General features: G+C 48.7%; 20 protein-coding genes. 6 read left to right on the plus strand and 14 right to left on the minus strand.

What is annotated here, in order from left to right:
- Nucleotides 1-79 precede the first annotated feature (79 nt).
- A complete protein-coding gene (locus BV910_RS08750; RefSeq protein WP_012726511.1) occupies nt 80-394 on the plus strand; it encodes a thioredoxin family protein in 315 nt (104 codons plus the stop codon).
- A gap of 102 nt (nt 395-496) precedes the next feature.
- On the plus strand, nt 497-850 hold the full coding sequence (locus BV910_RS08755) for an outer membrane protein assembly factor BamD (protein ID WP_078147061.1): 354 nt from the start codon (nt 497-499) through the stop codon (nt 848-850).
- Nucleotides 851-866: 16 nt separating this feature from the next.
- Here BV910_RS08755 and BV910_RS08760 read toward each other — a convergent pair whose 3' ends face one another.
- The 9 genes from BV910_RS08760 to BV910_RS08800 all read right to left on the minus strand — a co-directional run bounded on the left by BV910_RS08760 (nt 867) and on the right by BV910_RS08800 (nt 9,161).
- Nucleotides 867-1,793: an NAD(P)/FAD-dependent oxidoreductase gene (locus tag BV910_RS08760; protein WP_078147062.1), complete on the minus strand. Its 927-nt coding sequence runs from the start codon at nt 1,791-1,793 to the stop codon at nt 867-869.
- On the minus strand, nt 1,790-2,371 hold the full coding sequence (locus BV910_RS08765; protein ID WP_012726514.1) for a CDP-alcohol phosphatidyltransferase family protein: 582 nt from the start codon (nt 2,369-2,371) through the stop codon (nt 1,790-1,792). Before BV910_RS08765 ends, BV910_RS08760 begins: the two co-directional genes overlap by 4 nt.
- Nucleotide 2,372: 1 nt before the next feature.
- Nucleotides 2,373-3,251, minus strand: coding sequence for an ABC transporter ATP-binding protein (locus tag BV910_RS08770; protein WP_078147063.1), 879 nt, complete (start codon nt 3,249-3,251; stop codon nt 2,373-2,375).
- Nucleotides 3,248-3,955, minus strand: a complete 708-nt coding sequence (locus BV910_RS08775; protein WP_078147064.1) for an ABC transporter permease subunit — start codon at nt 3,953-3,955, stop codon at nt 3,248-3,250. The genes BV910_RS08770 and BV910_RS08775 overlap by 4 nt, the downstream gene beginning before the upstream one ends.
- Complete coding sequence (locus BV910_RS08780) at nt 3,952-4,725, minus strand: ABC transporter permease subunit (protein WP_078147065.1); 774 nt, start codon at nt 4,723-4,725, stop codon at nt 3,952-3,954. The genes BV910_RS08775 and BV910_RS08780 overlap by 4 nt, the downstream gene beginning before the upstream one ends.
- Complete coding sequence (locus BV910_RS08785; RefSeq protein ID WP_078147066.1) at nt 4,712-5,887, minus strand: ABC transporter substrate-binding protein; 1,176 nt, start codon at nt 5,885-5,887, stop codon at nt 4,712-4,714. Before BV910_RS08785 ends, BV910_RS08780 begins: the two co-directional genes overlap by 14 nt.
- A 14-nt stretch (nt 5,888-5,901) precedes the next feature.
- Nucleotides 5,902-6,645: an SDR family NAD(P)-dependent oxidoreductase gene (locus tag BV910_RS08790; protein ID WP_078147933.1), complete on the minus strand. Its 744-nt coding sequence runs from the start codon at nt 6,643-6,645 to the stop codon at nt 5,902-5,904.
- Complete coding sequence (locus BV910_RS08795) at nt 6,642-7,616, minus strand: MBL fold metallo-hydrolase (RefSeq protein ID WP_078147067.1); 975 nt, start codon at nt 7,614-7,616, stop codon at nt 6,642-6,644. The genes BV910_RS08790 and BV910_RS08795 overlap by 4 nt, the downstream gene beginning before the upstream one ends.
- Before the next feature lie 108 nt (nt 7,617-7,724).
- Entirely contained in the window at nt 7,725-9,161 is a 1,437-nt protein-coding gene (locus BV910_RS08800) for an NADP-dependent glyceraldehyde-3-phosphate dehydrogenase (RefSeq protein ID WP_078147068.1), read from the minus strand.
- Nucleotides 9,162-9,383: 222 nt separating this feature from the next.
- Between BV910_RS08800 and BV910_RS08805 the strand changes: the two genes are divergently transcribed.
- Entirely contained in the window at nt 9,384-10,265 is an 882-nt protein-coding gene (locus BV910_RS08805) for a chemotaxis protein CheV (protein ID WP_078147069.1), read from the plus strand.
- Nucleotides 10,266-10,300: 35 nt separating this feature from the next.
- Here the strand turns inward: BV910_RS08805 and BV910_RS08810 are convergent, their stop codons facing one another.
- A complete protein-coding gene (locus BV910_RS08810; RefSeq protein WP_240499878.1) occupies nt 10,301-10,663 on the minus strand; it encodes an Hpt domain-containing protein in 363 nt (120 codons plus the stop codon).
- A 156-nt stretch (nt 10,664-10,819) separates the two neighbouring features.
- Here BV910_RS08810 and BV910_RS08815 point away from each other — a divergent pair, with 156 nt between their 5' ends.
- Nucleotides 10,820-11,755, plus strand: a complete 936-nt coding sequence (locus tag BV910_RS08815) for a magnesium transporter CorA family protein (RefSeq protein WP_078147071.1) — start codon at nt 10,820-10,822, stop codon at nt 11,753-11,755.
- Nucleotides 11,756-11,792: 37 nt separating this feature from the next.
- Here BV910_RS08815 and BV910_RS08820 read toward each other — a convergent pair whose 3' ends face one another.
- A complete protein-coding gene (locus BV910_RS08820; protein ID WP_074036772.1) occupies nt 11,793-12,905 on the minus strand; it encodes a PP2C family protein-serine/threonine phosphatase in 1,113 nt (370 codons plus the stop codon).
- A gap of 144 nt (nt 12,906-13,049) precedes the next feature.
- Here BV910_RS08820 and ytzI point away from each other — a divergent pair, with 144 nt between their 5' ends.
- A complete protein-coding gene (ytzI, locus tag BV910_RS08825) occupies nt 13,050-13,241 on the plus strand; it encodes a YtzI protein (RefSeq protein ID WP_078147072.1) in 192 nt (63 codons plus the stop codon).
- Between the two features lie 14 nt (nt 13,242-13,255).
- On the opposite strand, the gene BV910_RS08830 is transcribed toward ytzI, so the two are convergent.
- A complete protein-coding gene (locus tag BV910_RS08830) occupies nt 13,256-15,382 on the minus strand; it encodes a DNA topoisomerase III (protein WP_078147073.1) in 2,127 nt (708 codons plus the stop codon).
- A gap of 199 nt (nt 15,383-15,581) precedes the next feature.
- On the opposite strand from BV910_RS08830, the gene BV910_RS08835 reads away from it, so the two are divergent.
- Nucleotides 15,582-16,445: a DMT family transporter gene (locus BV910_RS08835; protein ID WP_012726528.1), complete on the plus strand. Its 864-nt coding sequence runs from the start codon at nt 15,582-15,584 to the stop codon at nt 16,443-16,445.
- Here the strand turns inward: BV910_RS08835 and BV910_RS08840 are convergent, their stop codons facing one another.
- Nucleotides 16,446-17,843, minus strand: coding sequence for an MATE family efflux transporter (locus tag BV910_RS08840; protein ID WP_078147074.1), 1,398 nt, complete (start codon nt 17,841-17,843; stop codon nt 16,446-16,448).
- Nucleotides 17,844-17,921: 78 nt separating this feature from the next.
- On the minus strand, nt 17,922-19,163 hold the full coding sequence (locus tag BV910_RS08845) for a peptidase U32 family protein (protein WP_078147075.1): 1,242 nt from the start codon (nt 19,161-19,163) through the stop codon (nt 17,922-17,924).
- Nucleotides 19,164-19,165: the final 2 nt, after the last annotated feature.

The following is a 19,165-nucleotide window of genomic DNA, read 5'->3' on the forward strand; positions in this document are numbered from 1 at the left end:
CAAACGGTTTCGAGAATGCCAATCTGTTGACGACCCGTTAAAAACCCGACAAAATAGATAGAAGAAAGGAGAGTTGTCTATGCAACCGATTCATTCATCACAACAATTTGACGAAGCCACAAAAGATCACGGAATGGTGGTCTTCACTACATCATGGTGCCCGGACTGTAAACGTCTAGACATGTATGTCGATGAGCTCGTCAAAGACTATCCACAATTTAACTGGCACGTCGTCGACCGCGACGAACTCCCAGAATTATCTGATGCTCAAGAAGTTCGCGGCATCCCTTCACTTCTTTACTATAAAGACGGGGTAAAACAAGAACACCTCCACTCGGCAAACGCCAAGACGGAGATGCAAATCCGTTCATTCCTCGATACGATTCAAGCATGACCTGATTCCTGCAGACCTATCGGCTGCAGGATTTTTTTGTACATGCCTGTCTCATCTACAACTATACTGTAAGAAATAACCAAACGAGAAAGGAGAATAATCATGATTCGAACCAGCCTTTTTACCGCACTCTGTTTCGCCATCTTCATGTTAGTCGGCTGCACACAAACATCCTCCTTATCATCCATGCCACCGGATGATGAGAAAGCCATCATAAATAGTGCAATTGAATATCTAAACAATATGGATTGGCTACCGATCGATGAAGACGGGAAACAGGCCACGATTCAATCCATCACAGTCGACGATCGTTTTGAATTAGTTGATTCACGTTTTGAAGGAACACAGGCCTGGATAGTCACGTTTCCTTCTGATTCACAGCGCACGGTCGAGATTCCACAAGTGCTCGTTGAATCGGAATCGAACGACGTGATTGGCCATCTTTTAAGCGAATAACGGTTCGAACCCCCAACTACTTGTAATGCCGAACATATCGCGAGTCAATGAAACGCTTCACATAATATGGAAGACGTCCATGCCACGTGAACTGTCCAAATGTCAGCAAGGCACGACCTGGTGTCGTCAATAGTATATTCATCGATTGACGTCTTCGAAATGGTTGACTCGTCTCACTGAGTAAGCGCTTGGCGACAAAGCGCCCCGACCTGACAGCATCGACACCTCCATTTAAGCAGGATGCCATATCTCCTGTTACATAAATATTCGAAAACTGATGATGACGTAAATATTCATCCGTCGCTATAAAATTGTCAGGTTTTGCAAGCTCGGATTCAGCCCACCATTCTACAGGAACAACACCAGTCGCATCTAGCAGGAGCCCCTCCGATGCGTCATCTTGAAGCCGTTGTTTAACGACCATAATGCCTGATTTCACTAGAAGACGTTCAATTTGTTTCTGTCTATGGAGCGGCACGTCTGGCAAAATCCTTTTTGCATACAGCGTCACGTCTTTCGTCATTGCGCACGTAAACGCCAATTCTACACCGGCCTTGCCCCCACCGACAATCGTCACTACCGAACTCGAATCGATACGGTCAAGTAAAGCTTGTGACATCGGTTTAAGTGGCGTGCCGATTCCCCGACTTTTCGCACCGGTGGCTAAAACGAGTTGATCGTATTCAAACATTCCGTTTTCTGTTTGAACCGTCTGCTGAATCGGGTCAATCGAGAGCACCCGCTTTGCGACCGGCTCTAGTTGAGGTGATCGGACCGTAGCTGAATCCATGAGCCCGGCAATCACTTGTGGGAAGGCACCTGTATAAATCGTCTGGCAGTCTCCGATGAAGCGAACATCATAATGTTTGCATATCTCCTCAATACGATCGAGAATTTCTAGCTGTCCGTGTCCAAGTCCGGCCAACACCAACTTCGGTTTCATCGCAAAATCCTCCGTGCCTCAATGAATCGTTGTGTGATTGTCATGACTTCAAGCAATAAAAAGATAAGAGCAATCCCGCCGACCCAGTTCGGGAAGAGAATCATCAACGTGAACAAAATGAAGCACTCTGTTCGCTCGATAATTCCTGGCTGATAGTAAAACGTCTTCTCTGAGCGCTTTGAACTACTCGCACCGACAGCTAGGAACAGTGTCATGGCGATCACAAATGAAGCAATCAGAATGAGAAAAATAGGCATATATTCCGGGTAACGAAGGGCAAGGGCAATCACGACCGACAATTCGACGAATCGGTCCAAGACGAGGTCAAGCACCGTTCCAAACCCACTCGTTTTCGACTTTCGAGCCATCGTCCCATCTAAAACATCAAACAAGCCAGATAGCCACAGTAAGATGACGGCAGTCCAGTGCATATCATTATAGATAAAGATTCCGGTCGAGATTCCGATGATTCCTCCAAGTACTGTCACTTCGTTCGGCGTGAAATTCCATTTGAGCAATCGATTCGCTCCACGCTCGATGACCGGTTGAACGTAACGACTTCCGTATGTATCGAGCATACTATTCCTCCTTTCGTTTAATTCGATAAATCATTCCAGTTTGGTACGTTTCACACGTCGGTAACATGACGGATCGTCCATCCTTGAACTGATATTCCCCGAAACATTGACCGAATCGATAAATTTTCTTCATCAACTGAACCGACACACCAGTCGCTTCGGATACCTCCACTTCAGACAACGGTCGCAGTTCTCCATCGAGCATGACAAAGTCACCGAATCCAGGGGCCGTATCGTATAACTCCGCAACCGTCCCCGTACGTGTCACCTTGCCTTCATCAATCAGCGTCACCTGGTCTGCCATGAGCATCGCTTCTTCCCGATCATGAGTGACCAATACCGCCGTCAAGTTGAGTTCTTTCACTAAGTCCCGGATAAAACGCTGCAAGTCGAGCTTGAGTTTGGGATCAAGGTTTGTAAAGGGTTCATCTAATAACAGTAGTTCTGGTTCAGCCGCTAAAGCTCGGGCAAGACTGACCCGTTGTTGTTCGCCACCAGACAGTTCGTGTATCTCGGCATCATATCGGTCACCGAGTTGAACGACTCGTAGCCAATGTTCGGCTTGCTTACGAGAACGCTCTCGAGTCACGAGCGTGACATTCTCTCCGACTGTCAAATGTGGGAACAATAAAGCCGTTTGCGATAGCATCGTCACGCGCCGTTTATGCGCAGGGATAGGGATTAAAGAACGGTGATTCCATTTCACGTCGCCGCTGTCAGTCGACTCAAGACCTGCGATGATTCGTAGAATCGTCGATTTCCCTGAACCACTCACACCGATGATTGCGTGAATGTCGTGAGGTTTAACCTCGAAGTCGACACCATTTAGTATTTGTTTCGTTCCAAATTGTTTATATAGATTTTGTACATTCAAACTCATTGAAGACGTCCTTTCAGCATACGCACCATATACCGATCCCATCCTGAGAGCAGAAAATAGAGGAGAACGGGGAATAGGATGAGCATCCATGTGTTCGAGAGAGCGAGACCACGATTGTTTCCCGCATAAGATTGATACAATTCTGTCATCACGGTCGGAATCAATCCCGCACCAATCAACTGGATCAGCGCGAATTGACTGAGCAAAATGACGGTCGTGAACAACGCGATGGTCCGCATCAATCTAGAAAAGAGCGGATACAGCACGTACATGACTCGCCGTCTCGATGGCAGAATCCGAGCTTGTTCCAAAAGTGGTCGACCGATGACCGCCATTCCGTTGTAGGCGAGGCGGATTGAATAGGGAATCGTCACGACGAGCAGGGCAAGGGTGACGCCGACATACGTCCCAATCAGACCAGCTTCCGCCAAGATCAGATAGAGGCCAAACAATGTTGCCAGCATCGGAATGAACAATGGTAAAAAGACGAGCCATTCGATGACATGTTTCCATCTAGAATCTATCCACAATAGCCACCAGGCACACATCATCGAGAGCCATACATTGATCCCAGATAAAATCACAATCAATCCTATCGTATGAACGATTGCCATGTTGTTCTCGATTTCAAATGTCGGGACTACGAAGAAGAGGCTGATAAACGGTATGAACGTCAAACAGATGAGAATCCCTTGTCGAATCATCGTCTCACCCCACGTTCAATTCGTCGTCGTATGGATGCGGTCAATACGTAAGATAGGAATACGCCGATTCCGACAAGACATGTCCAGACGAGGGCGACCGCATAAGGCTCTGTCGCCTCTAAATAGAGTCCAGTCGACAGTCGTTCATACGCGAGGACACCGATGAGTTTCGGGTAAGTCACGCCGAGCAATGCCGGGACCTCGTATGCGAACGAGATAAAGGCGATTAGTATCCATGCCGAATCGAGTAATGGTTTCATCAGAAACGGCAACTCCCCATGTTTGAACTGGTCAAACGGAGAGAGTTGGAGCGTCTTGGCCATCTCGACGTAACCCCGATTCAATTGCTCATATGTCCCGAGCATCATTAAAAAGACGAACGGTGTCTCCTTCCATATATAGGTCAGGATGACCGTGACATAGTTTCGTTCGTTCGCCTCAATCCATCCGATGCCGTTCGTTCCGGTGAACAATAACCAAAACAGGTATGCAGCGGCAATGTGAGGGACAAACATCGGAAGTCGGAGTACAGATGATAGGAAACGCCAACCTTTTTGGACGACCGTTCTTGCAAGCCACGTCCCGATTACAAGCGATAGACCAGTCGATACGCTGACGACATAAAGCGTCGTGACGAAACTATCGCGCCACGTCTCATTTGTTAAAAGCGAGCCCCAATCCGTTCCCGTTGACTCTATGGCGAGAAAGACGAGGGCAGTGAGCGGAAGAAGCGACACCATGATCGTCACTGCGACACTACTTCGTAACACGTGGCCACTCCTCGCGGACGGTGTCAATCACGTTCGGTCCATAATCCGGGATCGAACGTTCGAGCAATTGCTCCGAATCTGGGTACGTGACACCCTCCCCTAATTCTTCAAACGCTCGTTGGTCATTCACGTCAAGCTTCGTTAAGTCGAGTGATGTGCCGTCTCCCCAATATTCTGGTCCCTGTTTGACAAGCTGTGCTTCAGGAGACAACAGTTCTTGAAGAAGGACTAACGCCCCATCTGGATTCGGGGCATTGAATGGGACTGCTAAAAAGTGTGTCGAGGCAATGGAGTGATCGAGGACGAGCGCGCGTGTCTCTTTCGGGAAGATCCCTTCCGTCACTTCCGCCTCGGCTCGACGTTCGTTGAATCCCATCGTCATCCAAACTTCTCCCGATGCATAGAGCTGATCGAGTTGTTCGAGCGTCTTTGGATACGTTTGTCCGTCTTTCCACAAATTCGGAGACCACGCTTTCAAGTCATCCCAGAACGAATCCTCAATGGTCGCTTTTTGGTCCAACTCGTCACCGTATCGTTCATACAATAGATGGCGGACGAAGGCATTCCCGGTGAAATCTGTGACTTCAGGATACGTGAATCGACCTGGATTGTCTTCAGTCCAGCGACGTAATTCTTCAAACGATTGAGGAGGATTGTCCACTTTCGAAGCATCGTAATGCATGATGAATTGTACATTCCCCCATGCGAGCTCCAAGTCCTCTGTCGGGGTGCCGGCATCTGATTGCTGGGCCGTTTCGTTTAATAACTCGGCGTTCGGGACACGTTCCATCAGTCCGTCTCGAAGAAGACCAGCCTCTTTCGCATTTCGGAAATTATCGCCATTGATCCAGACGGCATCAATCGTCCCGACTTGTCTGTCCGCTTTTTTATCGAGTGATAATTGTCGGATGAATTCGGCCGTATCCATTGCGACACGGTTCAATTCGACATTGTAAGATTCCTCGAGGCGAGGTGCCACGTAGTCATCGATGTAGCTATTGATGCCCTCGTCCCCACCCCACATATATAGGTTGACGGTCGACCCTTCTGCCGTTGTTGCTGCTTTTTCAAACGAGTCCGAAAACTCAACTGCCTGTTCACTCCCACACGCTGCCACGAATGTGAGCATGACAGTTGCGAGCAGTACTCTCCATTTCCTCATCTTAATCCCCCTTTTTACTTTTTCTCAAATCCCCTTTTCGCGAGTATTTCGAACATGGTTGGACAGATTGCATACACATTCGCCCCTACGTTCATCCACCACGGCGCATTGATTTCACGTTTTCGCTTACGACTTCCTCTGACAATCGCATCAGCCAATCGTTTCGGGTCAAGCATGATCCTTTGAACACTTTCAGCATATGTACCACTTTTATCAGCTCGATTAAAGAACGGCGTTGCAATCGGTCCTGGATTGACCGTCATGACGTGAATGCCACGGGGCTTCAACTCTAGCCTGAGCGCGTTCGAAAACTGTAAAAGTGCCGCCTTTGACCCTGCGTAGACGGCTGACTTAGGTGTCGGTACTTTCGCAGCCTGTGAACAGATGTTGACGATGGTACCCTCTCGCTCCATCACTCGGGCGACATCTCGCGATAACAGCATCGGCGCGAGAGCGTTCACACGCATCGTTTCTTCTATCACATCCGTCGACTGATCGGTCACCAAATCAAATTCGGCCATGCCTGCATTGTTGACCCATACGTCAAATTTCCCGAACCGTTCGTTCACATCGTGAACGAGAGCGGTTGACTTTGCGACATCCGCGCACATCCAATCCCCTTCACATGTTGCGGCAATCTTTTTTAACCGTTCTTCATTTCTTCCAATCAACAATACGTTGTATCCATATTCATAAAAAGAATGCGCCAATGCGGCACCGAGCCCGCTTGACGCACCAGTAATGACTACTCTTTTCACGACATCACTTCTTTCTTCGTATAAATCCATTTTTGATCATCTCGACGTCTCTCGATGTCGCCACGTTCCTCGAGTAAACTGAGTCGTGCAAACACTTCACTGAAGACGAGCGGCATCCCACGTCGCATCTTTCGTCCATATAACTTCATTGACCAATCAAAAACGCTAAGTCCATCTTCCCATTCGGCAAGCAATTGTTCACTGCGCTCATACCGTTGGCGAATTCGACTCTCGATTAAATCATTCGGATGGTGAATCGGTTCACCGTGTCCACTGACGACGAGCTTTAAATCAATCCCACGTAATTTTTTAAGCGAATCGATATAGAGAATGACGGGTGATGCAAATCCTTCGTCATCATACGGCTGTTCGATGAGCGGATTTGGTTCGACCTTGTCGATGAGGTGATCTCCGGCAATCAAGACTCCTCCGGGACCAATCAACCCGAGCTGGTCACTGGCGTGTCCAGGTAAATGGATTGTCTGCCACGCCCCATCCGAGGTCAATGCTTGCCCGTCCCCGAACGTCATCGTGACAGTCGTCGGACCAATCCAGCGAAGCGCTTCGCGATAGTCTGGTAATTTTTCCACGAGTGGAGCCGGGGCCCCGAAAGAGATGGCCAATTCATGTAAAAAGTGATTACCACGCTTCAAAAAGTTTGGGGTTTGCTCTAAGTATCGAACGAGCTTTTCATGCCCGTACACGGGGATGGATGCGTCGCGAAGACGCCATGCTTGTCCGGCATGATCAGCATGATGATGTGTCAAAAATAAAAAGTCGATATCCGCCAACGAGAGTTCAAGCTCTTCAAGTTGACGGTTCAACGAGGTCCACGCCTCTTCTGTGTCTGGTCCACAATCGACCATGAAGAAGCGGTTCATATGTTCAACGATATATACGTTCACGTTCCCGACTTCGAACGGTGTCGGGATATCGAGTCTTGCCAGTTGGCTAGAAATCCAGTCCGCCACGTCATCACCACCCCTTCTTCCTGTCTTTCTCCATTATACCCGTCTGAAAGATGCGTTTTCAATCAAACAAAAAAGAGGGAGATGTCTCTCCCTCATGAATGATCCATATTATAGGTTGATGACCGTCACTTTATCACGTGTCATCGTCTCAAGGCTACGTCCGATTCCTTGAACGCCGAGTCCCGATTGCTTGACACCGATGAATGGGAAGTGGTCTGGACCGCGTTCTGTCCGTCCGTTCACTTGGACCGTACCGACTTCTAACTTATCAGCGACCGTGAAGGCGCTATTGACGTTTTGTGTGAAGACGCTCGCCTGAAGACCAAACTCCGATTCATTCGTGAGTGTGATCATCTCGTCGAGTGATTTCACACGGATGACCGGGAGGACCGGTCCGAACGGTTCTTCCCATGCGACACGCATATCTGTCGTCACGTGATCAAGCAATGTCGGGTGAAGCAAGTTTCCTTCACGCTTATTGCCGTAAACGACCGTTGCCTTTTTATTGACGGCGTCGTCAATCAAACCCTGTACATAATCCGTCGTCTTCGCATCAACTAAAGGAACGATGAAGCTGTTCTCTTCCGGTGAACCGACTGAAAGTTTTGCGACACGTTCTCTCAACATATCGACGAGCTCATCCGCTTGATTTTCAAGGACGAAGACGCGCTTGATTGCTGTACAACGTTGACCTGAATATGAGAACGCTCCGCTGACAATTTGGTCAGCTGCTAACGTCAAGTCTGCATCCTCTAAAACGAGGGCTGGGTCTTTCCCGCCGAGTTCGAGTACGACCGGTACCATCGACGCTTGTTGTGACAAATGTTGACCCGTACCCGTTCCACCTGTGAACGTGATCATGTCGATCCCTGGGTGTGATGTCAAGTAGTCACCGATGACCGAACCGCGACCTGTCACGAGGTTCAACAGACCTTTTGGAAGACCGGCATCGTGAAGAGCCTCGACCATCTTGATCCCACTGATTGCACCTTGCGTTGCTGGTTTGAAGACTACCGCATTTCCTGTGACGAGCGCCGGCGCAATCTTAGCAGCTGCCAAGTTTACCGGGTAGTTGAACGGTGAAATCGCGAGGACGACACCGAGCGCTTCTTTCTTGATGATGGCCATCTTGTTTTTCGAGCCACCTGGGAATGAATCGCCTTGCATGAAGCCGCCATTGAAGCGAATTCCTTCTTCAGCCGTATAACGAATGATTTCCGCCGTCCGCACGACTTCCTTCTTCGCGTCGTTCAAGTTTTTCCCGACTTCTTGCATGATGATTTGACCAATCTCATCCACGCGTTCTTCGAGTTTTTCTGCCCATGCGTACAACAATTCAGCGCGCTTGTTGACCGGAAGCGCCGCCCATTCTTGTTGTGCACGTTTTGCGCCATGGATGGCTTCATCGACTTCATCGCGTGACATCGCTTGAACGCGACCTACGACTTCGTCTTTATATGGTGAAACGAGTTCAATCGTTTCGTTGCTTGAAGATTCCTGCCATTGACCATTCAATAAATATGGATATGTGTTCATACTCAACATCTCTATCTGCCTCCTGAGTAAGCTGTAATATCTCGTTGCCAACCCCATTGTATGCAGATTTTTTTCCATTGGACAACTATAACGATTCAGTTTATGAGATGTAAACGGTTACTATGAAACTTTTTGTGAATTCTGATGAGAGTTGACACTATTTTTACTGTAGATTTATCGATCGGATACCGATAGTAAAGATGAGAGTACGTGAAATAGGAGGGACTACCATTGAGCACTGATCATAATATTTTACTTGAAGCAGGAACGAACGAACTTGAAATCGTGATTTTCCAAGCTGGACCGTTCTTGTTCGGCATCAATGTCATGAAAGTACGTGAAATTATCACGATGCTTCCATTGACGCCACTCCCAGGTACACCGGAAGCCATCATGGGGTTAATCGAGTTGCGCGGTGAGGTCATGACCGTGATCGATCTTCCGATGGTCATCAGCCATCCACGTGAAGTCGGAAGTGATGATCGTTTGATTGTCTGCGAGTTCAACGGTGAGAAGTCGGTTCTTCGGGTCGACCAGGTAACCGAGATTAAACGCATCTCTTGGGAGCAGATTGACACGCCGTCCGATCTCGCACGTGGCGTTCAAGGCATCACGAACGGTGTTGTCAAAACAGGTGACCAGATGATCATCTTGCTCGACTATGAGCGAATCGCGCTCGAATTGTCACGTAAAGACATCATGGCTCGCGAATCTGTGAAGCGACTCGGTGCTCGTGAGCGCTCGAACAAGAATATTTGGATTGCTGAAGATTCAGAGATGCTCCGCACACTGATTCTCGACACGTTGGATGACGCGGGATACTTCAATACAACAGTCTTCAATAACGGGAAAGAGGCACTCGATGCGTTTGAACAAGAAGACGTCGAATGCGACCTCCTCATCACCGACATTGAGATGCCACAGATGGATGGACTTCATTTGACGAAGCGCCTCCGTGAGATGGACCGCTATGCAACGCTTCCAATCATCATCTTCTCGTCACTCATCTCGGATGACTTGAAACATAAAGGGGAAGCCGTCGGTGCGAACGCTCAAATCACGAAACCGGAAATCGGAATGTTGATTGCGACGCTTGATGAATTTGTAGGATAATAAAAAAGTTTGCGACATCTCGGTCGCAAACTTTTTTATGTGAATTGTTCGAAATGCGTATTCCACTCGCTTAAAAATCGCTTACTATGCGATTCGATGGTTGCCAATGTTTCGTTCGCTCCGTCTAGATGTGCGTTTTCTCCAGCCACTTCGAGGTCGTGGAAAAGAAGGGCCGTCTGTTCTAGACCAACTGAATAGGAGGCCCCTTTTAATAAATGGGCGAGTTGCTCGACACGAGAATAGTCTTTCGCCTCGACTGCCGATTGCAGTTCAGGATACTTCGCCTCCAACTGCTGGATATATGTGGTTGCAATTTTATTTAAAAAATCCATGTTTCCGTTTGCGATTTGGTGGAGCTCTGCTAGTTTTTCTTCATTGAACAGAGCGTCTTCGGGCATTCTAGTCAATGTAACCCCTCCTCAATAAACGATATTCCAATCGTTCATACTCACTGTAACACGTTTTCGGGAGAAAACAAAAAATCTCCTGCTTTGGATTGCACTCTTCATTTTGGCTACCTATAATAAGATTGAGTTAAGGTAGGAGGAAGATGCATGCTGACGATTTACCGTACTGACGCATCAGGCCATGTGGGTGAAATCGAAGACTTTGATAAAGGAAGCTGGATTCAACTCGTGAATCCGACAAAAGATGAGGCCGATCAAGTCATCGAGGCGTCCGGCATTCCAGAAGACTTTGTATATGACCCACTTGATATTGAAGAGAAACCACGTTTTGAAAAAGATGATGAAGGACTTCTCATGATCATCGACGTTCCGTATGTGGAGGAAGATGATACAGGTCGCACGTATAATACCATCCCGCTCGGTATCATCGTGACCGGACGACATTTCATCACCGTCTGCTCGCGAGATCTCGACGTGTTGAATTTGTTCGCTAACGGAAAGGCAAGACTGTTCCGAACGAACTACCGAAGTCGCTTCGTCTTTCAGATTTTACATCGGGTGAGTATGACGTATTTGCGTTTCTTGCGCCAAATCGACCGAAGAATGGACGAACTCGAGCAAGAGTTGCAGCGTTCGATGCGAAACCAAGAGATTTTCCAGTTGATGAACCTTCAAAAATCTCTCGTCTACTTCATGACCTCTTTAAAAGCGAACGATAGCGTCTTAGACCGCATCGTCAAGACACCGAGTTTGGAGAAGCATGAAGAGGACGAAGAACTACTCGAAGACGTTTTTGTCGAACACCGTCAAGCGATGGAAATGGCATCGATTTATAACGACATCATCAGCATCAAGATGGAAGCATTCGGATCCATCATTTCGAACAACGTCAACTTCGTCATGAAATTCTTGGCATCCATCACGATTGTCCTCAGTATCCCGACAATGATATCTGGAATTTTCGGGATGAACGTTCAAGTTCCATGGGAAGGACAACCGTTCGGATTCATCATGGCCATCACGATGATGATTGGATTTTCCGGTCTCGCCTTCTATATCCTTTGGCGAAAGCGATATTTCTAGCAAAAAAGAGCCTGACGCACGTTGCGTCAGGCTCTCTTCATGTGATTTTGACCGTGACGAGACACAGGTCGTCTTCAATCTCAATCTTTGGCACAAGCTGTTCAGCGACGTGACGACTATAGTCCAAACCGTATGTGGAAACGTCCTTCTCTAGCCAGCGAATCCCATCATCGATATCTTTGCTGTAACACTCCATGAGTCCATCCGTATACATGTGAAGCGTCATATTCGGTGTGATGTCAATCTCTTTCGACTCATAATTCGGTTCCTCGAACATACCGACTGGTACCCCTGTCGTCTCAAGACGACAGTTTCCTTCTTCTGACGTCACGATCACAGGGGGATGGCCTGCATTCACATATTCGATTCGACGCTTTGTCGTGTCGATGTAGCAATAGACCGCCGTGAAGTAGCTGTGCATATCGTCACCAGAGAAGAGGAACGTCATCTGACGGTTCAACTCCGTCATGACGTCTACCGGGTACTGCACGTTCCCGACAAGCCCCGGTAGGATGGAACGGATCCCCATCGTGATGAGCGCCGATGAGACCCCGTGTCCCATGACATCAAAGATGATGACCCCGTATCGGTCCGGAGCGACCTGAAACCATGCGTACATGTCCCCAGCCAATTTTTTAGAAGGCAGATAGAGCGCCCGAACATCAATCTCTTCATTACTGATTGGTGGCGTAAGCGCGCTTTGTTGAATCTTCTGGGCGAGGTCCAAATCATACTGAAGACGGGCCTCATAAATTTTCCGTTCATCAACAGCCGCCTTATAACGGAGAGCAGAACGGATTCTTGCAAGTAATTCTGTTATTTTGATCGGTTTGGTCGTGTAATCTGACGCCTCCGCGTCGAGCCCCTCGGCAATCTGCTTCTCTTCCGTTCGTCCGGATACCATGATGACCGGCAACTCTTCAAAGTCAGCCATCTGCCGAATCCGCTTGCACGTCTCGATTCCTGAAATTCCAGGCATTTCGACATCCAACAGGACGAGATCATACAGCGATGCAGCTTGTGGGGCCATCAGTAAGTCGAGCGCTTCTTCCCCGCTCGAGACCGATACCGTCTCATAGTCGTGCTGGTGAAGCAGTTGCTCGAGTACGAGCGTATTGACCGGTTCATCGTCCACAATCAAAATCGCCATGACTATCCCTTCCTTCTTTACGTATTAATCTATATCGTATTGTACCATATCTTTTCATTCACACACGACATAACCGTCTGTTCATTCTAGTTGAAGAACCTGTCCATTGTTTGGCATACTGAAGAAAGAAAGTGAGGGGTTCATATGGCCTGGATATTTGCCGTCAGCGGTTTAATCATCTTACTCGTCCTCATCGCATCCATCGTCGTCATCCAAAAAGGATACGCCTATAAAGACAATAAAGATGACATCGTCCTCGACTATGACGAAATCAATCGTCGCATTGAAGACGACAAGAAAAGAGACAAGACTGACAAGAAAGAAGGGCCGCTCTAATGCGCGACCCTTTTTTATTTGAATTCAAATCGGAGTGTACCCTTCTCTAAATACAATGAGGCATTGAACGTCTTGTCTCCTTTTTTGAACGTATGGACGTTCGATTGCCCTCCATTGATCATTTGCTTCAACTCATCTTTGACGAGTCCGACGCCGAGCACCTGTTTGGATACGGTGAAGCGACATCCTTCACGATATCCACTACAGCCGATGAACTTCGGATGTTCGACGAGCCCTTTTCCACAATTCGGACAGATACCAAATGATGCCTTCGGTCGAGTCGTTCCTTTCTTTCCATAACGCTTCGCTTCAATCGTATAGCCCTCAGGATTAGCCGCTTCTACTCGCGATTTCGCTTCTTCGACCAAATGAACGGACATCTTCTTCGCTTGTTCAATGAATTCAGCAGCGGAGGCCGATGCTTGACCGATTTCATGGAGACGTTTCTCCCATTTCGCTGTCATGACGGGCGAGGCCAAAATACTGTCTCCGAGGACATCGATCAACAGGCGCCCTTTGTCTGTAGGAACGAGCTCTTTTTTCTGAAGTTGGACATAGCCTCGCTTTTTCAATCCATCGATGATGTTGGCACGTGTCGCCTCGGTCCCGAGTCCCTCTACTTCTTTCATGATATGAATCAGCTCTTCGTCATCAAGTTGTTTCCCTGCGACTTTCATCGCCATAATGAGCGCGCCTTCCGTATATCGCTTCGGTGGCTCTGTCTGTTTCGACAACACTTCAACTTTCTTCTCTTTTAATTCTTCACCGACCGTCAGCGCAGGAAGCTCGACATCTTTTGATTTCATCTCCACGACTTGTCGATAGCCAGGACTCACAACGACAGTTCCTTTCGCGCGATACAAGTCGCCTCCATCAATCAGATCGACCGTTGTCTTCTCGAGCATCGCTGCGGGTGCAAAGGCCGCAAGGAAACGTCGATTGATCAAATCATATAGCTTCGCCTCATCCCCACCGAGTCGAGTGACGTCACCACACGCCTCCGTCGGGATGATCGCGTAGTGGTCACTGACTTTCTTGGCATTGACATAGCGTCGATTTTTCGACGGGTCCTCAGTCAACAGGTCACGAAGTCCTGCATAGGCGTCGGACTTTAGCAGTCTTGCCTTTGTCTGTGGAAATAACGTCGCCTCATCGGGTGTGACAAATCCTGAATCGGTCCGAGGGTAACTGATCCACCCTTTCGTATATAACTTTTGAGCGATATCAAGCGTCTTTTTCGCCCCGAATCCGAATCGTTTCCCTGCCTCTGCCTGAAGTCCGGATAGACTGAACCAAAATGGGGGTTGCTCGATTTTTTCTTCCTTATCGATTGTCTTCACAATCGCGGTTCCAGATGCACGTTTGACGACCGCATCGGCTTCCTCACGCGTTTTGAGCTTCGTTGTCTTTCCAAACGTATACTTCGCTTTGAACGTGCCTCGACCTTTTGCAAGTGTCGCCTCGACCTCAAAGTATGGTTCTGGTACGAATTGTTTAATTTCTCGTTCGCGATTGACGATTAAGGCAAGCGTCGGGGTTTGTACACGACCGAGCGAGAAGACGTCTTCAATCCCAATCGTCTTCAACAATGTCGTATAGGCACGTGAGGCGTTCATCCCAACGAGCCAGTCCGCACAGGCGCGACTCATCGCCTCATGGTAGTATGGAATCGTCTGTTCACCTGGCAACAGTTGCGAGAATCCTCGATCGACTGCTTGCTCCGTCAGACTCGAAATCCATAGTCGAGCAAGTGGTTTTTTGTTACCTGCGAGTCGGAGGATCAGACGAACGATCGCTTCTCCTTCCCGTTCGGCATCCGATGCGATGATGACATCGGTAATCGAGCGGTCATGGAGCCATTTTTTGATGGCATAGAACGGTTTCGACTTCCCTTTTGAAATACGATAATCAAATCGTTCTGGGACGATTGGAAGCGCCTCGTACTTCCATGACTTCCATTCCGGACGATAGTGCGACGGTTCTTGAAGTTCACAAAGGTGACCGACGGCCCATACGACAATCGCCCCCTCAGGGAAACGGGGACAAGGTGAGATTTCAATCTCGTCTTTTCGCTTTTTAGATGGATAGGGAGCAGCCAACTTTTGAGCTTGTGATGGCTTTTCCGCAATGATTAGTCTCATAAGAACTCCTTACTTCGCCTTCTACATAATGGCAAGACGTACATGATTGGCTAGCTTCTACTATGTATTTTACTATATCAAGTCGAGGATGGACACATCGAGAGGGGAGCATTTGTTTGCTCTTTTTGAATCATGTCTTGCCTCGTGGCTGTTTTGCGATATCATTAACAGAGAAGTACAACTGTGAAGGAGTGTCGCCATGTCTTATCTTATCTTATTCGCCGCTGTCTTTTTCTTATCGACGAGCGTCCTCTTCGTCAAATGGACGTCGGCACCTGCCGAGACTGCCGCATTTTACCGAATGCTTTTCACGTGTCTCATGTTGCTACCGTTTGTCGATTTCAAATCACTGATCACCACGCGCCTTATGACACGTTATGCTCTACTCCTTAGCGGAACGTTACTGGCCTTTCACTTTTGGCTTTGGTTCTTGTCACTCGATTACACGACGGTCGCCAGCTCCACACTGTTTGTCACATCGAGTCCAATTTTTGTGTTGATCGGGAATGCACTCATCTTTAAAAAGAATCCGACTCGAAAGGGACTGGCCTTCGCGCTCGTTGCTGTCCTCGGGGGCATGCTCGTCGCCGCGGGGGATATTCAACTCGGCCGTGAAGCCCTCTTCGGAGACCTACTCGCCTTGATTGCCGCCCTATTGATTGCAGGATATTGGCTCGTCGGACAGCATGTACGAGCCTCGATGAACACGAATACATACTCTTTTAGTGTATATCTCGTTGCGACGGTCGTGCTTTGCTTCATGTTGCTCGTTCGTGGCACGACGTTCACTGCCTTTGAATCCATCAACTGGTGGTACTTCCTTGCGCTCGCTTTCTTCCCGACAATCCTCGGGCACAACCTCTTCAACTATGCGCTTGCCCGTGTCAGTGCGACCGTCGTCAGTATCACGATTCTTGGAGAAGCATTGTGGGGAATGCTGTTTGGATACGCCTTCTTCGGAGAGCGACTCGGACCGTTCCAATGGGTCGGTGCGATCGTCCTCCTCGGCGGGATATACTTGTTCCTAAAAGAAGACGCCCGCTCGACACGAGCGGACGTTTGATTATAAGTTTGTCGCTTTCGGATTTACATCATGTGCTTCTTTATCTTCTTCTGAAGGACGGAACAATAATTTACGGTCCCAGAATGCCAGGGCGACTGCCGTCAAAAATGTCATCGCATCAGCGATTGGGAATGCCAACCAGACGCCGAACACCCCGAGGAACGATGGGAGAATGAAGACGAGCGGTATCGTGTAAAGCGTCTGACGTGACAGGGACAAGAACATGGCGACTCGCGCTTTCCCGAGGGACTGATAGATTCCATTGACGAGCATCTGCACACTCGGAAGGAAAGAAACGGCGAACAGAATGTGAATCGCCGTCACACCTCCAGCAATGAGCGCCTCATCCGTCGAGAACCAGCCCATGAGCGTTTGCGGGAATAGCTGTAGAATCAACCAAATGATGACAGCAATCGCAATCCCGGCCCGCATCGCCGTCCAAATGGTTTCACGCATTCGGTCGAATCGCTCTGCACCGTAGTTATATCCAACGATTGGTTGCATCCCTTGGACGATTCCCATGATTGGCATACCGACGAGCGCCATGAACTTGTTGATAATGGCGAAAATGGCCAATTCTTCGGTCCCGCCGTACGTACCGAGCATCACGTTGACACCAACGAATAAAATGGATTGGGACACCATCATGATGAACGAAGACGAACCGATTGCCATGATTTCTTTTATCTCATCGAATCGAATCCGGAACTGACGCCACTTGAAGCGCAGTTCCGTTTTTGGTTTTCGGGCGAAGAAGAAGCGCAGCATCAATACGGAACCGATGACTTGGGCGAGTGCCGTCGAAGTCGCTGCCCCGTACATGCCCCAGTCGAACGTGAAAATGAAGAGCGGGGTCGTCACGAGGTTGACGAGAACGGTCGTCAGCATGACCTTCATTTGATAAGGTGCCTGTCCTTCAGCACGAACCATCGCACTCGAAGCGAGTGTGAACATGAAGAATGGTGAGCTGATCAAGACAACTGATAAGTACTGTCGGCTGAGATCCATGATTTCGGTCGTCGCACCGAACACTTTTAAAATGTCATCTAACATAAAGAAAGCAGAACTGACCGCAAGTGCCGCAAACAGACCGACGAGGACAAGTACGTTCAAGAATGTAACGGCTGCACCGGCATCGTCACCGCGTCCGAGCTTCCTCGAACTGATAGACGCCCCACCCAGTCCCACGGCACTCGACACGGCCATTAAAATCATTTGAATCGGGAACGCAATCCCGATGGCAGCGACTGCCGATGCACCGATCCCTCGGGCGACAAAAATCGTATCAATGATATTGTAGAGCGCCGTCACGAGCATCCCAATCATCGCCGGAAGCGATAACTTGAAGAGGAGTCTGCCGATGGGCTCAGTCCGTAATTGCTCCGTATTTTGGTTCATTCTTCCATCCCTCCGTCTCTACTTCTTAGGGTAGCAGGATTGAACGGAACGGGCGACTATGTTGGCTCGGTGGATGTGTCAAACGAGCGAACGAGCACGCACACCTTTTCGCTTACGCATAATGTAATCGGTCGCGACTGGCCGATCCACTTTTACACGAATCGTCATCATCGCTTGGTTAGCAGACTCGAGGAGGTGTCCGTCCACATCCTCCATCGTATCAATGACTTGTGAAAAACGAACAAATCCGGGTCCGAAAAATTCAACCTCTTCACCGATTGAAAAGTGATTCCGCTGTTCGAGCGTTGCCATACCCGTCACAGGGTCGTATGAGATGACACGAGCTGCAAACGCAAATTGCGGAATCGAACGAGGTTTCCCGAACAATTGCTCTTTTTCAGTCGGGATCCCGTAATAGAACCCGGTCGCGAGCTCACGTTGGGCCGCTTTCCAAATTTCCTCTTCCCATGCCGGGTCGAAGACGAAATGCTCTGGGTCTTCACAGTACGCATCAATCACTTGACGATAGACGTTACACACGGTCGCGACGTAATGAATCGATTTCATTCGTCCCTCAATCTTCAAACTATCCACTCCCGCCTCCACCAAGTCAGGTATGTGGCGGACCATCGATAAATCAACTGAACTCATCGAGAACAGCTCTTCGTCACGCGCTTCCATCTCTTCTGTCAGAAGATCTCCCTCTTCAAAGAAACCATATTTCCAGCGGCATGATTGGGCACATCCCCCACGGTTGGCATCTCGTAATGTCATGTGATTTGATAACGTGCATCGACCGGAATAGGAGATACACATCGCCCCATGGACGAACGTCTCAATTTCGACATCGACTTCCTGTTTCATTTTGACGATTTCATCCATCGATACCTCACGAGCCAAGACGATTCGTTCGAGTCCTTCTTCCTTCCAGAAACGAAGCGTCTCGTAGTTTGTCGCCGAAGCTTGGGTCGACAAATGGACGGGCAACCCTTCTGCTTCCGTAAGACAAGTTTCAATCATCGCTGGATCCGAGACGATGACTGCATCGATTCCGATATCTCGAAGTGTTCGGAAGAAGTCACCTGCCCCCTCGATATCGCCTTCATGCGTCACCATGTTCGCAGCGACGTATACTTTCGCACCGTTCGCATGTGCGAAGGCTACCCCTTCACGCATCTCGTCATAACTGAAATTACCGGCACGTGAACGTAACCCGAACTGCTGTCCGCCGATATAGACCGCATCGGCACCATAATGGATGGCCATCTTTAATTTCTCTAAGTTTCCTGCTGGCGCTAATAATTCTGGACGTCGTTTCATCT

Source organism: Exiguobacterium sp. HVEsp1 (genome assembly GCF_002009685.1).
Lineage (GTDB): Bacteria > Bacillota > Bacilli > Exiguobacteriales > Exiguobacteriaceae > Exiguobacterium > Exiguobacterium profundum.

Excerpts from the sequence above, each read along its gene's own strand:
- BV910_RS08750 (WP_012726511.1), top strand. The coding sequence starts at position 80 with ATGCAACCGATTCATTCATCACAACAATTTGACGAAGCCACAAAAGAT.
- BV910_RS08755 (WP_078147061.1), top strand. The coding sequence starts at position 497 with ATGATTCGAACCAGCCTTTTTACCGCACTCTGTTTCGCCATCTTCATG.
- BV910_RS08760 (WP_078147062.1), bottom strand. The coding sequence starts at position 1,793 with ATGAAACCGAAGTTGGTGTTGGCCGGACTTGGACACGGACAGCTAGAA.
- BV910_RS08765 (WP_012726514.1), bottom strand. The coding sequence starts at position 2,371 with ATGCTCGATACATACGGAAGTCGTTACGTTCAACCGGTCATCGAGCGT.
- BV910_RS08770 (WP_078147063.1), bottom strand. The coding sequence starts at position 3,251 with ATGAGTTTGAATGTACAAAATCTATATAAACAATTTGGAACGAAACAA.
- BV910_RS08775 (WP_078147064.1), bottom strand. The coding sequence starts at position 3,955 with ATGATTCGACAAGGGATTCTCATCTGTTTGACGTTCATACCGTTTATC.
- BV910_RS08785 (WP_078147066.1), bottom strand. The coding sequence starts at position 5,887 with ATGAGGAAATGGAGAGTACTGCTCGCAACTGTCATGCTCACATTCGTG.
- BV910_RS08800 (WP_078147068.1), bottom strand. The coding sequence starts at position 9,161 with ATGTTGAGTATGAACACATATCCATATTTATTGAATGGTCAATGGCAG.
- BV910_RS08810 (WP_240499878.1), bottom strand. The coding sequence starts at position 10,663 with ATGCCCGAAGACGCTCTGTTCAATGAAGAAAAACTAGCAGAGCTCCAC.
- BV910_RS08815 (WP_078147071.1), top strand. The coding sequence starts at position 10,820 with ATGCTGACGATTTACCGTACTGACGCATCAGGCCATGTGGGTGAAATC.
- BV910_RS08820 (WP_074036772.1), bottom strand. The coding sequence starts at position 12,905 with ATGGCGATTTTGATTGTGGACGATGAACCGGTCAATACGCTCGTACTC.
- ytzI (WP_078147072.1), top strand. The coding sequence starts at position 13,050 with ATGGCCTGGATATTTGCCGTCAGCGGTTTAATCATCTTACTCGTCCTC.
- BV910_RS08830 (WP_078147073.1), bottom strand. The coding sequence starts at position 15,382 with ATGAGACTAATCATTGCGGAAAAGCCATCACAAGCTCAAAAGTTGGCT.
- BV910_RS08835 (WP_012726528.1), top strand. The coding sequence starts at position 15,582 with ATGTCTTATCTTATCTTATTCGCCGCTGTCTTTTTCTTATCGACGAGC.
- BV910_RS08840 (WP_078147074.1), bottom strand. The coding sequence starts at position 17,843 with ATGAACCAAAATACGGAGCAATTACGGACTGAGCCCATCGGCAGACTC.
- BV910_RS08845 (WP_078147075.1), bottom strand. The coding sequence starts at position 19,163 with ATGAAACGACGTCCAGAATTATTAGCGCCAGCAGGAAACTTAGAGAAA.